Genomic DNA, 13,903 nt, shown 5'->3' with positions numbered 1-13,903 from the left:
ACCCCCCGTGGGGTGGAACGCTCCACCCCGGCCCCGGAGCGGCCCCAGGACGGCCCCAGGACAGTGCGGGACGCCCGGCGGGGCCGGGCGGACGCCGGGTTCAGCCCTTGTGCTGGCGGTAGGCCTCCTCCGCCGCGTCCAGGACGGCGGTCAGGTCGCCTCCGGCGGTGGCGGTCGCCACCGCGGCCACCGCGCCCTCCACGAACGGCGCGTCGGCGAAGCGGACCGGGAACGGCAGCCCGTGCTCGTCCGCGTCGGCGAGCAGGGCGCGCACGGTGGAGACCGCGCTGCCCAGGTCGGCGAGCACCACCACGCCATGGCCCTGGTCGACCCGGCGGGTGGCGGCGGCCACCAGCACAGCGCTGATGCCGGGGCCGGAGACCAGGTCGCCGCCGGTGCCGACGACCGGGGCGGGGGAGTCGGCGTCGACCAGGGCCAGTGCCAGGGCGCGGACGGCGGCGGCCAGCTCCTGGCTGTGCGAGACCAGGACGATCCCGACCCGGCCGTGCGCGGGCGGCCGGCCCCGCGCCGGCCGGGGCAGCGGGGTGCGCGTGGGTGGGGTGCGGGGCGCCGGAGGGTGGGCCGAGGGTGCGTCGGAGATGGGGATGACATCGGCGCGGGTGCCGTCCCGGCGGCTCATCGGCTGCTCCTGGGGGCGTTCGGTCGGGGCTTCCCACACTCTGGCAGCTGACCGCCGCCCCGGACTCCGGGACACGCCCCGGAGCCGCCCCGGCGGGGCTCCGGCGCGCCTCCGGCGGCCGGGCGGGATTCCGTACACCGGGCCTCCGGCCGGGCCGGCCGGGTCCGCGGGGCGGGCCTGCGGACCCGGCCCGGGCGGGGGAGCCCGGTCAACCGTCGGGGCGGTCCCGGTCAACCCGCTGACCGGGGCGACGCGGGGTGGTTAGGCTGGCCCCGACAAGCCGTCGGGAGGAGAGCAGTAGTGGCAGCCAACATCGGGACTGACGTGGAGACGGCCGGAGCGGCGCAGGAGTTCGCGCCGAGCGGGAAGCCGAAGGTGGACTTCACCGGGGCGACCTGGCTGTGCAGCAGCCAGGGTGTCGGGGACGTCCAGATCGCTTTTGTGGACGGTTACATCGGCATGCGGGACGGCCGCCAGGAGGACGGACCGGTCCTGGTGTTCACACCCGGGGAGTGGCGGGCCTTCGTGCTCGGCGCGCGGGACGGCGAGTTCGACCTCACCTGAGCCCGGGTCCGGGACGGACAGCGGCGGGCCCCCGGTTCGGGGGCCCGTTTCCGTGCTGCCCGCTTCCGGTGCCCCGGGAGGGCGTCTCCCCGGACGGGTGGTTCCTCGAACGAGTGGCTCCACGAACGGGTGTTTTTTGGCCGACCTGACTCGACTGTCCGTCAGATCGTCCCATCTGATCATCTTTTGAGCGTGCGCCGTCATAATTTCTGTTGACTGTTAGACAAACGCAGCTCAGAGTATGAGCACAGGCAGACGCCGTGCCCACCGCCCCCACGCGGCCAGACACGGCGCCTGCTGTGCGGCCCGGCAGCGCTGCCAGGCCTCCTCCCAGTCATCCCCTGCGCACCGGGGTGCGTCGGCCGGTCCCGGCCCACAAGGGGCCGGCAGTCGCCGGGAGGGTGGCGCCGCCGCCGAGAGCGACTCGGCGGCGGTACCGAATGCTCGGGACCCGCACGCCCCCACGCGGCGGCGTCCCGAGCAGATCCGCGGGAGCGACGGGCCGGGGCCCCGCGGACCTTGCTTATGTGGCATGGAACTGTTGGCTTGTGTGCTGTGCTGTGTGCGACGACGAAGCTGGGTGCTCGGCGGTTCGGCACGACGATGTGCACAGTGAGGGATACGCGTGTAGGGCCGCGTTGCGACAAGCCGTCCCCCCGGAGGGTGAAACCCAGAGCGGCTGTCGTGCTGAACCGAACGTAGCCCGGACGGTTGCTCAGAGTCAACATTGGTCTCTGAGCGTGGATCTCCGTTCGGCGCCCCACCCACCCTGCGAAGGCGGTGTGCCGGGCACGTACGATGTTCCCATGTCTTTTCTCCGCCGTCGCTCCGGACAGCCCGCCGGCCCGGACTTCGACGTGCTCGCGATGGACCCGGGCGACTGGCCCGGTGACTTCGGTGCGGCCATGATGACCGGCCCGGACGGCTCCTGCCAGGGAATTTTCCTGCGCTACGACCTGTTCGGCGGCAGAGGCCCGGCGATGTTCATCGGCAACCTCCCCGAGGGCTCGCCGGCCCGCGACACCGGGGACAGCGTGCCCTTCGAGATCCGGCAACTGCTCGCGGCGCTGGAGAACGAAGAACCGGTCGAGTTCGTCTCCGCCGAGGACTTCCCGGTGATGCTCGGGGACGACCTCCTGATCGTGAAGAAGGTCAAGGTCAGCGAGGGTCGGGTGTTCTGCTCCCAGTTCGGGCGCAGCGACGGCGTGCAGGTCACCATCGCCTCCTGGGACCGACCGATTTCGGACGACCTCTACCAGCTGCTCAAGCCGCTGCCGGCGGACATGTTCCACCAGGGCTGATCCGGCCGCCCCCGGGCCGGGCACCGGCCGGGGCCCTGGCCGCTGCTTGACGGTTTCGATCACGGCTTCGTACAGTCGCGAACATGTCGTGCCGTCTCCCGCTGCTGCTGACCCGCCGCAGCTATCTGGACCTGCGGCGCACCGCCAGCGCGGCGTGTCCGGGCCGCTGAGGGGGATTCGTCCCCGCGGCGGTGGGCGGGCGGCCGAGTGGCCGACGCCGATCCGGGGGCGGCGTTTCCGCTGGTCTCCCGGGCCGCCAACCGGTACCGCGCGCCCGTCCGGCGTGCCGCCCGCAGTTGCCGAGCCCACGCTGCCGCCCGGAGGCACCAGCACCATGACCACCATCGCTGCCGACCAGCCGTCCGTCGCCACCGCCCTCGCCGGGCTGCCCCGGGTGGTCGATCTGCTCGCCGCCCGCGCGGAGGAGCACGACCGCGACGCCACCTTCCCGTACCAGGGCATCGAGGCGGTGCACGAGGCCGGGCTGCTCACCCTCACCGTCGCCCAGCGGTACGGCGGCGCGGGCGGCACGCTCGCCGACACCGTCCGGGTGCTCGCCCAACTCGGGCGCGGGGACGCCTCGGTGGCCGTGGTCACGGCGTTCACCCTGCTCCAGCACGCCGAACAGGCCCGGGTGGCGAACTGGCCGCCGGCCGGCTACCGGAGGCTGCTCACCGAGTCCCGGCGCGGTCCGGCGCTGGTCAACACCCTGCGCGCGGAGCCCGGTTCGCAGAGCGGGGAACCGCCCGCCACGGTCGCCAGGCGGGACGGCGACGGCTGGCTGCTCAGTGGCCGGAAGACGTACTGCGCCGGCGCGGAGGCGCTGGCCTGGATGGCCGTCACCGCGCGGACCGACGAACCGGTGCCCCGGGTCGGCACCTTCCTGGTGCGCGGCGAGAGCGAGGGCATCGAGATCGACCCGACCTGGGACCAGCTCGGCCTGAGGGCCAGCGCCAGCCACGACGTGGTGCTGGACGCCGTCCGGGTGCCGGTCGAACTCGCGCTGGGGCTCACCGGGCCGAAATCGGGCGCGAGTTCGACGGTCGCCCAGGTGTCCGGCGCGGTACCGCCCGGCGAACTCACCCGCGCCTGGCACGATCTGGCTCTTTCCGCCGTCGCCGTCGGAGTGGCCCGCTCGGCGCAGGACTGGCTGGTTCGTTTCCTCAAGCAGCGCACCCCGGCCAACCTGACCGAGCCGCTCGGCAGCCTGCCCCGCTACCGCTGTGCGCTCGGCGAGATCGAGGCCCAGCTGATCGGCGCGGAGGAGCTGGTCGGCGGACTGGCCCCGCGGGTGGACCGGGCCGACCCGGAGGCGGTGGCCCGGACCGGACCGGCCCATCTGCTGGCCACCCGCGCGGCCGTATCGGCCGTCCAGCAGGCGGTCTCGCTCACCGGCAACCCCGGTCTGAGCCGGCGTCATCCGCTGGAGCGCTACCTGCGGGACGTGCTGAGCAGCCGGGTGCACTTCGCCCCGGACGAGGCCGTCCTGGACAGGGCCGGGCGAGCCGCCCTGGAGCGCGGTACCAGGGCCTGACGCCCCCTGGCCCGAAACCCCCCTTGGGGGGAGCCGGCGTCGCCTCAGCCGACGCCGGCTCCGGTCCATGTCCCGCCCCGTCCGCGGCCGCCTCAGCGGGTGCCGACGGCGGCCCGGACGGCCCTGCGGGCCAGCGCGGCGTCGTCGTACAGCCGGCGGATCATGATCCGCTGCTCCTCGCCGGCGCCCGGCACGTCGTACAGCCGGATCTCCCGCATGAGCACCAGCACCAGGTTGACCAGGAACGCGTCCCGGGCCATCGTGCCACCGCTCTGCGCGAGTTGGCTGATCTGGCGGCGGGCGGCGGTGTCCCCGGAGAGCACGCTCCACAGCACCGCCAGGTCGTAGCCCGGCAGGTACCAGCCGGCCTGCTCCCAGTCGACCAGCACCGGCCCGGACGGTGCCAGCAGCATGTTGCTGAGCAGGGCGTCGCCGTGGCAGAGCTGGAGCGGGGTGTGGCTCAGGCCGTGCAGCAGCCCGCGCAGATCGCCGGCGTCCCGGTCGGTGAGCTGGCCCACCGAGTGGTACCGGGCGATCTCCAGCTGGTAGTCCATCCTCGGCTGGAACACGTCCGTCGGCGGCCGCCACAGGTTGAGCGTGCGGACGGCGGTGAGCAGCGCCCGTACCTCGCCCGGGGTGGGCGCGTTGACCGGGTGGCGCTCCCGGGCGGCCGGGCGGCCGGGCACGCGCTCCATGACGAGCACGCAGCGGTCGTGGTCGGCCGCGACCAGCCGGGGCAGCCGGACCGGCGGACGGTGCCGGACGAAGGCCCGGTAGACCGCGACCTCGTGGTGGAAATCGGCCACCAGCTGCTCGAAGTACTCACTCCGCACCGCCTGCGGGGCCAGGCACTTGGCCACCACCGGGGCCCGCCCGATGGTGCCGGCCACCAGGATGTGGCGGCTGCCCTCCCGCAGGACCTGACGCGGGGTGAACGCGGGACATATCCGCGCGACACCGGCCAGCGCGGCCCGCACCGTCGGGGTCTGCAGCGCCGCCGGGTCGATCCGCTCGGCCGTGCCGGGCTGGCCGGGCCGGTGCGGCCGCAGCAGCCGGCCGTCGGTCGGGCGGGCGCCCGGGATCCGGGCGCCGGGCGGCAGGACGGTCTCGGGGCCGCGCAGCCCCAGCGCCGTACGGCCGGCGTGGCCCCGCGCGTCCGTGGACCGGCCGTCGGCCCCGCGCGGGGCGGCGGGGCGGCTCGGTGGCGGCACCTGCTTCGGCCCGGGACGGCCCGCGGCTGCGGTGGGGGGTCGCAGCGCGGTGCGGGCCGCGGTCGGCGTAGGGGTGGTCGCTGAGGAGTACATGGGGTGAGGGTGGTCCCTTCCTGTCCGTCGGGCGGGTGTGCCCCGCGGTGCGGGGGAGGGCCGGTGCCGCGAGCTTTCCTGGCGTGACGGCGGCCCTTGGGCGGTGCGGTGGGTGGAACGCGGGCGCCGGGCACGGACGCGGGGCCGGAGCCCCTGCGGCGAGGTGCCGGCCGTCCGCACCCTGGGGAATGCGGTCGGCCGGACTGCCGTGGCCGTGCCCGGCGCCCCCGCGCCACCCGGCCGCGCCACCCCCTCGGGTGAGGACCGGGGACGCCCCATGACACGGGCGGGGGAATGCCCCGACCGGCCCTGGGACGCCGCCCGACCCGAGGGGCGAGGTGGCGCACCTCTACAACACACCCGATCGCCACTGGTTAAGAATGTGGCGGACCCTGGCGAAGCATGGCGAATACTCGCCCGGCACCTGACGGAGCCTCTAGCCTCGAACCAGCCGAGGAACCTGGGGGCTTCACGTGAGCAGGGGACCCAACACCCGACTCGCCGATCTGTTCGTCCTGACCGGATGGTCCAAGGGCGAACTCGCGCGGCTGGTCAACCGGAGAGGTGCCGCGATGGGACAGCAGCAGCTGTCCACCGACACCTCGAGGGTGCGGCGGTGGATCGAGCACGGGGAGATCCCGCGCGATCCGGTGCCGCGGGTACTGGCGTCCGTGTTCACGGAGCGGCTCGGCCGTGTCGTCACCACTGAGGACCTCGGTCTGGAACGACACCGGCCCACCAGGACCGGAGCGGCGCAGTCCGCAGCAGTGCCATGGGAGCCGGATCGAACGGCCGCGGTCCTCACCGAGTTCACGGGAATGGACCTCATGCTGAACCGACGTGGATTGGTGGGTGCGGGTGCCGCGCTCACGGCCGGGGCGGCCATCGCCGACTCCTTGAAGGGCTGGCTGGGCGGGGACGCGGTCGCCTACGCGGCCTCGGTGCCGGGCCCCCGCCAGATGATCACCCAGGGCGGTGTCCGCCCGGTGGTCGACGTGTACGACGCGGGCCCGGTCGGGCTCGACGAGGTGGAGGCGCTGGAGCGCTCGGTCCAGGTGTTCCGGGCCTGGGACGCGGCGCGCGGCGGCGGACTTCAGCGCAAGGCCGTGGTCGGCCAGCTCAACGAGGTGGGCGGGTTGTTGACGCACCGCCACAGTCCGCCGGTGGAGCGGCGGTTGTGGCTGGTCGCGGCCAACCTGGCGGTGCTCGCCGGGTGGATGTCGCACGACGTCGGCCTCGAACCGACCGCCCAGAAGTACTTCATGATCGCCGCCGAGTCCGCCAAGGAGGCCGGGGACCGCCCCCGGGCTGGCGAGGCGATCTCCCGGGCCGCCCGGCAGATGGTCCACCTGGGCCGGGCCGACGACGCGCTCGACCTGATGGCGGCAGCCAAGGCGGGCGGTGGCCGGGCGCTGCCCAGGACCCGGGCCATGCTGAACACCGTGGAGGCCTGGGCACACGCCTCGATCGGGCACTCGCAGGACACCTGGCGGCTGCTCGGCGAGGCCGAGGAGCTGTTCGCCGAGGACGTGTCCGAGCCACCGCCGTCCTGGATGCAGGTGTTCGACGAGGCCGAGCTGCGCGGGATGCAGGCGCTGGTGCTGCGCACCCTCGCCGAGCACGACCCGGTGGCCGCCCCGCAGGCCAGACAGCAGGCCGAGCGGGTGATCAAGCTGCGCGAGGGCACCGGACAGCTGCGCTCGGCGCTGTTCGACCGGATCACCCTGGCCTCGGTGCACTGGATCACCGGGGAGCCGGACGCGGCGGAGTTCCAGGCCAAGATGGTGATGAACCTGATCGGCCAGAACTCGTCCCACCGGACCTGGGACCGGCTGCGCGAGATGTACCGGCTGACCGCCCGCTACCGCGGCGTGCAGGTGGTGGACGAGCTCCGGGCGGAGCTGGGGCGGGAGTTGCGGGTGGCGGACGCCAAGCACCGCCCGAAGCTCGCCTGAGCCGGCCTCCGGCCCGGGGCCGGTACCTTCGCCGGCGTGTCCGGTGCTGTCCGGTGTTCTCCGAGCCGTCCCCGGCGGGTCCGTGGCGCCCGGCGGGTCGGGGTCAGACCGGGGTCGTCCCGCCGTCCTGACCGGCCGGCCGGAGCAGCATGCGCAGGGCGGTGACGGTGCCGTCCGCGCCGAGCACGGGCTCGCCCGCGTACTCGACCGTGCCGTGCCCGCCGCCGGGCCGGCGCACCTGCACCGTGCCGACGGCGCAGCGGCCGTGCACCAGCGCGTCGGTCATCATCCGGCGCAGCATCGGCCGGTCCGCCGCGTCGAGCCGGTCGGGCAGCCGGTCGAGGCTGAGCGGACCGTGTCCGGGGTCACACCCGAGCAGCCGGAACGTCTCCGCCGACCACCGGACGTCGTCGGTGAGGAGGTCCCACTCGGCCGAGCCGATCTCGGGGGCGGGTGGCGCCTGCGCCGTGCCGGTCGCGCCGTCCGCTCCGCCGTCCGTCCCGCCCCCTGCCGGGCCCTTCGCCGGGCCGCCCGGCCCGGCGGGGGTGCCGGGCGGGCAGGGATCGGGGGCGGGGGCTGGCATGCTCATGGCGGCTCCATCGCTCCGAGGGTGGCGGGGTGCCGGGAAGGCCGTCGGGGGTGGTGAAAAAACTGTCGCACAGCCGCGTCACCCCTGCGGGGGATTTGAACAGATCCTGGCAAAAGTCCCCCGGCATATGCCAGTAAGGCATCGGGGGTCGTCGCCCTGTGTGCGGCGACGTGCGCGAGGCGGTAACCTTCGGTGATTCCGGCGCCCGGGCGCCCACCGCAGTACCGACCAGAGACCCCGGCGACGGAAATCCCGTTGCCACTACGACCGCCGCAACGGATGCTGACCTCATGTTCGAGCCAGTGATAGCGCCCAGTGCCAGCCTCCTCGGCCTCCTTCAGCGAGGCCGCGGTGACGGGCAGCTCCATGCGCTGGCCGCCGACCGCACCGAGGCCATCGCCGCACTGGAGGAGTGCGTCACCAGGGATCCGCGAGCCGACTGGCAGGTCGAGAACCGCTCCCTCTACTACGCGCGCCTCTACATGGAGCTGGAGGCACCGCTCGACGGTATCGAGGACCACCTCCACGACCCGGAGGACCTTCTCGACGACGACGAGGGCCGCACCGGTCTCGCCCTGTCCGTCCTGGGCCACCTCGCCGCGTACGGCCGGCGCGACGCGCTGCTGATGCTGCGCGAGTACACCGCCACCGGCACCAACTGGGCCTGGGCGCTGGACGAACTGGCGCTGAGGGACGACGACCGCGGGCTCCTGCTGCTCGGCACCGCCGTCCTGGACCGGTTCGCGCCGGGCCCCGAGGGCGACGCCGAGCTGCGCGAGTTCATCCGCGGCGCGTACGAGCCCAGGCCCTGGCGGCTCTGGGCCGCGTACCACCCGAGGGTCGCCGCGGCGAGCGAGCAGTCACCCTTCGACCTCTGGCAGCGCCAGCTGAACCGCAGCGGCGTCACCCCCGGCTGGTCGACCGCGGACGTGCTCGCCTGGGCCGACCAGGGAGACCTCGGGGGCCTCGGTGCCGGTGCCTTCGCCCGGCAGCCCGACCGCCCCGAGCCGGCCCGTGACGCCGGCGAGACCGACGGCCCCGACGCCGGGGACCGCCGGGCCGCCGCCGCCGCCCGCTGCCTGGCCGCCGTGGTCCGCCCCGAGGACCGTCCCGCCGTGCTGGAGGCCGCCCGCGGCGGACTGCCGGGGGCCCGCCGGGCCGCTCTGCGCTTCCTGGTCGACCAACGCGACCCGGCCGCCGCCGCCCTGATCGAGGCCGCCGCCGCCGATGTCGACGACCGGATCGTGCGCGCCGCCCTGGAGCTGCTCGGCCGGATGCGCGGCCCCGAGGCGCTGGCCCACGCCCGCCGCTGGGCCGATCCGGCCACCGGCGGCGCCGACAGCGCCCTCGGCGAGGCCGCCGTCCAGCTGCTCGCCGACGCCGGCGAGCCCGGCGACGGACCGCTGGTGGTGGCCGGGCTGCGCCGCTGGGTCTCCGTCCGCGGCGTCACCGGTACCGGGCTCGGGTCGCTGGTCGACGGCGCGGGGCGGCTGGCCGCCGCCGAAGCCGTCCCCGTCCTGCGCCATATCTACGGTGAGGCCGCCTCGTCCGAGCTGCGTGGCCGCGCCGCCCGCGCGCTCGCCGTGACCGACGTGCACTTCCCCGAGGGGCCGGCCGTCGAGTGCCTCTGGGACTGCGAGGAGTCCACCCGCGAGCTCGCCGCGCGGCACGTCGCCACCACGGGGGACGCCCGTGTGCTGGAGCGCCTGCGCCGGCTCGCCGCCGACCCGGCCGAGGAGGCCGAGGTCCACGCCGCCGTACGCGGCCGTCTGACCGCCGCCCGCGAGCGCGGTCGCTAGGTTCTCCGCACCGCATACGACGAACGGCCCGGGCGCTTGTGCCCGGGCCGTTCTGCAATGCCGTTCTACCGACGTGTCCGCGACGTCCGCCGCGCTACTTCACCACACCGGCGTCGGGGGCCAGGGTGCCGATGCTCACCAGGGTGATGATCAGAATGCCCAGCAGCACCCGGTAGACCACGAACGGCAGGAAGCTGTTGTTCGAGATGTACTTCAGGAACCAGGCGATCGCCGCGTAGCCGACCGCGAAGGCGATGACCGTTGCCAGGATGGTCGGTCCCCAGGCCGGCGCCGGGCCCTCGCCGATCTTGAACAGCTCCAGCGCGCCGGAGGCCAGCACCGCGGGGATGGCCAGCAGGAACGAGTACCGGGCCGCCGCCTCGCGGCTGTAGCCGAGCAGCAGACCGGCGCTGATGGTGCCGCCGGAGCGCGACACGCCGGGGATGAGCGCGAGCGCCTGGGCGAAGCCGTACCCGACCGCGTGCGGCAGGGTCAGGTCGGTGATCGGCTTGGCGTTCCGGACCGCCCGGCTGCGGTCGGCGACCGCCAGGATCAGGCCGAAGACGATCAGCGTGGTGCCGATGATCCGCAGATCGCGGAGGTTGGTCTCGATGCTGTCCTGGAACAGCTTGCCGAGAATGCCGATCGGCAGGGTGCCGATGATCACGAACCAGCCCATCCGGGCGTCCTGGTGCGAGCGCAGCGCCGGGCGGAACAGCGAGAGCGTCCAGGTCTTCACGATCGAGGCGATGTCGCGGCGGAAGTAGATCAGCACCGCGGACTCGGTGCCGAGCTGGGTGACGGCGGTGAACGCCGCGCCCGGGTCGTCCCAGCCCAGCAGGGCGGAGAAGACCCGCAGGTGGGCACTGGAGGAGACCGGCAGGAACTCGGTGAGCCCCTGGATCAGGCCGAGGACGGCCCCGTGGAACCAGTCGATCACCGGGCACCCGCCGGGGGTATCCGTCGCTCGATGCGCATCAGCGGTCCTTGTCGGTCGGTGCGGGAGCATGCCCGATGGCATGCGCGGGGGACATGCCGACGGCATGCGAACAACCGGTCCCGTCCGGCCCTCGGGCCGCGCGCGGGCCCGGCGCGCGCCTGATGGTACGCGGTGAAGGTGACGACTTGGCGATCACCCCCGCTCCGGGCCCCCGCTCCGGCCCCCGCCGGGCTCAGCCGGTCCGGTGCGGCACCGGCCGGGCCTGGACCCACGTCCGGTCGTCCGTGAGGTAGCCCTCCACGGCCAGCCCGGCGTCCGCCAGCGCCCGCTCGAACTGCTCCGTGTCGAGCGGCCGGGCGCGGAAGGTGTGGGTCCAGCGTGCGTCGGGGAACTCGTACTCGATATGGACCGAGTTCACCCCGTCGCCGACCGGGGTGGCCGACACCACCCGCATCAGCCCGTCCCGGCCGACGGGGCGCTCGCGCGGTACGTTCCGGTACCAGTCCTCGCCCTCCCGCTGTACCAGGACGCTGCCGTCGTCCGCGACGTGCCGGCGGCAGGTCTCCAGCAGCCCCCGGCGGACCGTCGGGTCGCCGGCGTGCACCAGGAACGAGGCGAGCAGGACGACGTCGAAGCGCTCGCCGAGATCCAGGTGCTCGATCGGGCTGCGGACCGTGCGCGCCCCGCGCACCCGGGCCAGCATCTCGGGCGACTCGTCCACGGCCGTCACCGTGAAGCCGCGGTCGAGCAGCGGGTGTGTCATCCGGCCGACGCCGCAGCCCAGTTCGAGGATGCTCGCGCCGGCCGGCACCGCCCGTTCGATCACCTCCGGCGAACCGTCCACCGGCAGCCGGGACCACATCTCGACGGCGCAGCCGTCCGGCGTGATCGCTCCTGGCCCCGTCCCGTCGTATCCATCGCGTCGCTCATCACCCATGCGCCCCATCCGAACACGGGCGGCCGGAACTGGGAAGGGGGTGCCGGGAAGAGGTACGTGGCGGTCCGCTTCCCGGGCGTGCGGGCCCGCGCGCGGGACGGAGCCGCGCCGGTACCGGTCCGATCGACGGCCGGTACGGGCGCGGCTCCGGTGTGCGGCGCCGCTATCGCCGGCGGTTGCTCCCCTCCGAGGCGAAGAAGAAGCCGAACGCCGCGCTGGCGAGTGCCATCACGGGGGTGAACAGCACCGCGAAGGCCTGGAGCTGCTCGCCGCCGAAGTGGGTCCAGCGGCCGAGCACCAGGGCGATGGTGGGGATCACGGCGAGCAGGCCCATGATCCACAAAAGCCCGACCGCCAGCAGGCGTCGGGTCTGGGACATGTGCTTCTGGTTGTTGACCTCCAACAGGAAGTCGTTGGTGTTCAGCCCGCGCCTGGAGGGCTCGTCGTTCTCGGACAGGACGTGCTGTCCGGGCCGCTCGGCGCCCTCAGAGATCTCGGTCACGGCATCCTTCCTTGCCGGCCTCGCAGTAGAGCCGGGCGATCGGCCCGGACACCGAGGCGACGTCGCACAGGCCGTTGCCGGGGGTCTCGTCCTCGTGCAGGAGCCGCTGCCCCGGCACGAGGGCCGGAATGGTCTGACTGATGATCAACTCTGGATCCTCGGGGGTCGGTTCAGGAACCGACTGGCCCGCGTAGACGTTCACCACGCTGTCTGCTGCGGCCATTCTGGGGCAGCCGAAGTCCAGGCTGACCCGGGTGGAGACCGCGGAGCCGGGCCTGGGGAACAGGTGACGCACGAAGGCGCAGCGGTCCTGTCCCGGCTCGCCGCTGCTCGCGGAGACGGTCGACATGCTGTGGTTCTCCCTCACTGAAGTGCCCGTCGGGGCAGGGGAGCAGCGGCGCAGTTCCCTGCAGCGTGCTGCAGGAGGGATCCTACAGACGGAAGGCGGATTGAATCAACATCACATCAACATTGAATGTGCATCTTGTGCGTACCAAAGGAGTGTCCCAGGTGTATCTACTTGACATCGCATGTGGGTCTGGGGAGGATTGAACGCATCGCCAGAACTGCAGGGGGAGCACCATGGGTTGTCCCGACCAACAGTCCCGAGCGTTACGGGCCGGTCCTCGGCTATGGCTCGACTCGGTTGACGTGACGGCGTGCCGGCGCGGCGTGTGACGGATGCGGACGCTCTGCAGTCCGTTGTCGTGCGTTTCCGCTCACACGCGGTCCCACCTTGCTCGTGATGGCAGCCAATCAAATGTGCCTGGGTGTGCTGTGTTCACGCCCGGGCTGCGCCGTGGTTCCTATGCTGCGGCGTTTTCGAACGAGGGGCCTGCGGCATGTCCGAGAACACTGAGACGAAAACCTTCACTCGCCTGAGCATCAACATCAACAGCGAGACGGAAGAGGTGTTGAAGCGGCACAAGAAGCGCGGCACCTCCATCACCGAGACGGTGCGACGGGCCATCGCCCTGCTGGACCTGGTGGAGCGGGAGAGCGAGCGCGGGAGCAAGCTCCAACTGGTCGATCGCGAGGGATCCGTCCGGGAACTGCTGCTGCTCGGATGAGCGTGCGGCCCGGGTGGGCGGTGCGGCCGGGAGACCGGGTTCGGCTCCCAGGGACATGACCCGCGCCGGTGTGCTCGGCCAGTGGTGACCGCGGTCCGACGGACTGCGCCATGGGGATGGTGGCGCCAGTTCGCGTGGTCCCTGCCGGCGAGCGCCGCGAGGAGAACGGCCCGAGGGGCGCCGGACGGTTCGGCGCCCCTCGGGCTTCTGTGCGCCAAGAGCTGATCGTTCGTCAAGGAATCACCGAAGAAAGGCCAGTTGGGCACAGAACTCGTTCATTGATGGCCCGAACGTTTTGCCCGAACCGGGTACGCTTGCGGGAAGCTTCTGTTCCGGCCGACCTGCGCCCCGGGCGGCGAGAGCGGAGGCGGACGGGGAGCCGTGTCCCCGACCTGCCCGGCGAAGCGCAGAATTCGCCACACGGCACAGGCCGACCCGATAGGACGGGTCGGCCCGGTCCGAGAGACGGCTCCCTCGCCGGCCTCGCATCCCTGGCGTGCGGACTGCCAGGGGTGCGAGGCCACGTCCGCCCCTCCGTCATTGCTCCGGTCCCTCGCCCGCGGGTGGAGCGTCCGAGTGCCATCCTCCTCCGGAACGGGCCGGAAAACCGTCGTTCGGCGGAACTCGCACCCCGGAAATCCCCCTCTGGGGAAGTGAGTTGGCGATTGCTTGCCGGCGGTCGCGCCGAGCCGGCGGTCCCCGGTGGGGGAGCGGCGGCCCGGAGCGGGTGATGCGGCCGGGCCGATGGCCGCGGCGGGCCGTGTCAGG

General features: G+C 73.4%; 13 protein-coding genes. 6 read left to right on the top strand and 7 right to left on the bottom strand.

Going from position 1 to position 13,903, the window contains the following annotated elements:
• Positions 1 to 100: 100 nt before the first annotated feature.
• Positions 101 to 640, bottom strand: coding sequence for a PTS-dependent dihydroxyacetone kinase phosphotransferase subunit DhaM (locus tag ACIP82_RS33090; protein ID WP_400658857.1), 540 nt, complete (start codon positions 638 to 640; stop codon positions 101 to 103).
• Between the two features lie 324 nt (positions 641 to 964).
• On the opposite strand from ACIP82_RS33090, the gene ACIP82_RS33085 reads away from it, so the two are divergent.
• From ACIP82_RS33085 to ACIP82_RS33075, 3 genes are all read left to right on the top strand, one after another.
• Complete coding sequence (locus ACIP82_RS33085) at positions 965 to 1,204, top strand: DUF397 domain-containing protein (RefSeq protein ID WP_363610667.1); 240 nt, start codon at positions 965 to 967, stop codon at positions 1,202 to 1,204.
• Between the two features lie 806 nt (positions 1,205 to 2,010).
• Positions 2,011 to 2,505: a hypothetical protein gene (locus ACIP82_RS33080; RefSeq protein WP_400658855.1), complete on the top strand. Its 495-nt coding sequence runs from the start codon at positions 2,011 to 2,013 to the stop codon at positions 2,503 to 2,505.
• 334 nt (positions 2,506 to 2,839) lie between these two features.
• Entirely contained in the window at positions 2,840 to 4,039 is a 1,200-nt protein-coding gene (locus tag ACIP82_RS33075; RefSeq protein ID WP_400658853.1) for an acyl-CoA dehydrogenase family protein, read from the top strand.
• Between the two features lie 92 nt (positions 4,040 to 4,131).
• Here ACIP82_RS33075 and ACIP82_RS33070 read toward each other — a convergent pair whose 3' ends face one another.
• Positions 4,132 to 5,343, bottom strand: a complete 1,212-nt coding sequence (locus tag ACIP82_RS33070) for an aminoglycoside phosphotransferase family protein (protein WP_363610603.1) — start codon at positions 5,341 to 5,343, stop codon at positions 4,132 to 4,134.
• A 473-nt stretch (positions 5,344 to 5,816) separates the two neighbouring features.
• Here ACIP82_RS33070 and ACIP82_RS33065 point away from each other — a divergent pair, with 473 nt between their 5' ends.
• On the top strand, positions 5,817 to 7,298 hold the full coding sequence (locus tag ACIP82_RS33065) for a hypothetical protein (RefSeq protein ID WP_363610605.1): 1,482 nt from the start codon (positions 5,817 to 5,819) through the stop codon (positions 7,296 to 7,298).
• A gap of 103 nt (positions 7,299 to 7,401) precedes the next feature.
• Here the strand turns inward: ACIP82_RS33065 and ACIP82_RS33060 are convergent, their stop codons facing one another.
• Positions 7,402 to 7,887: a hypothetical protein gene (locus ACIP82_RS33060; RefSeq protein ID WP_400658850.1), complete on the bottom strand. Its 486-nt coding sequence runs from the start codon at positions 7,885 to 7,887 to the stop codon at positions 7,402 to 7,404.
• Positions 7,888 to 8,177: 290 nt separating this feature from the next.
• Between ACIP82_RS33060 and ACIP82_RS33055 the strand changes: the two genes are divergently transcribed.
• On the top strand, positions 8,178 to 9,686 hold the full coding sequence (locus ACIP82_RS33055; RefSeq protein ID WP_363610609.1) for a HEAT repeat domain-containing protein: 1,509 nt from the start codon (positions 8,178 to 8,180) through the stop codon (positions 9,684 to 9,686).
• A 94-nt stretch (positions 9,687 to 9,780) separates the two neighbouring features.
• On the opposite strand, the gene ACIP82_RS33050 is transcribed toward ACIP82_RS33055, so the two are convergent.
• The 4 genes from ACIP82_RS33050 to ACIP82_RS33035 all read right to left on the bottom strand — a co-directional run bounded on the left by ACIP82_RS33050 (position 9,781) and on the right by ACIP82_RS33035 (position 12,414).
• The gene (locus ACIP82_RS33050; RefSeq protein WP_400658908.1) at positions 9,781 to 10,623 is read right to left on the bottom strand and encodes an undecaprenyl-diphosphate phosphatase; all 843 of its coding nucleotides are present in this window, start codon (positions 10,621 to 10,623) and stop codon (positions 9,781 to 9,783) included.
• A 235-nt stretch (positions 10,624 to 10,858) separates the two neighbouring features.
• The gene (locus tag ACIP82_RS33045; protein WP_400658848.1) at positions 10,859 to 11,563 is read right to left on the bottom strand and encodes a class I SAM-dependent methyltransferase; all 705 of its coding nucleotides are present in this window, start codon (positions 11,561 to 11,563) and stop codon (positions 10,859 to 10,861) included.
• A gap of 163 nt (positions 11,564 to 11,726) precedes the next feature.
• Positions 11,727 to 12,065, bottom strand: a complete 339-nt coding sequence (locus ACIP82_RS33040) for a hypothetical protein (RefSeq protein ID WP_363610615.1) — start codon at positions 12,063 to 12,065, stop codon at positions 11,727 to 11,729.
• Positions 12,049 to 12,414, bottom strand: a complete 366-nt coding sequence (locus ACIP82_RS33035; RefSeq protein ID WP_363610617.1) for a hypothetical protein — start codon at positions 12,412 to 12,414, stop codon at positions 12,049 to 12,051. The genes ACIP82_RS33040 and ACIP82_RS33035 overlap by 17 nt, the downstream gene beginning before the upstream one ends.
• Positions 12,415 to 12,907: 493 nt before the next feature.
• On the opposite strand from ACIP82_RS33035, the gene ACIP82_RS33030 reads away from it, so the two are divergent.
• The gene (locus tag ACIP82_RS33030) at positions 12,908 to 13,135 is read left to right on the top strand and encodes a hypothetical protein (RefSeq protein WP_363610619.1); all 228 of its coding nucleotides are present in this window, start codon (positions 12,908 to 12,910) and stop codon (positions 13,133 to 13,135) included.
• Positions 13,136 to 13,903 lie beyond the last annotated feature (768 nt).

The organism is Kitasatospora sp. NPDC088548 (assembly GCF_044753005.1).
In the GTDB taxonomy this organism is placed as follows: domain Bacteria; phylum Actinomycetota; class Actinomycetes; order Streptomycetales; family Streptomycetaceae; genus Kitasatospora.
This window is presented reverse-complemented; position numbering and strand designations above follow the sequence as displayed.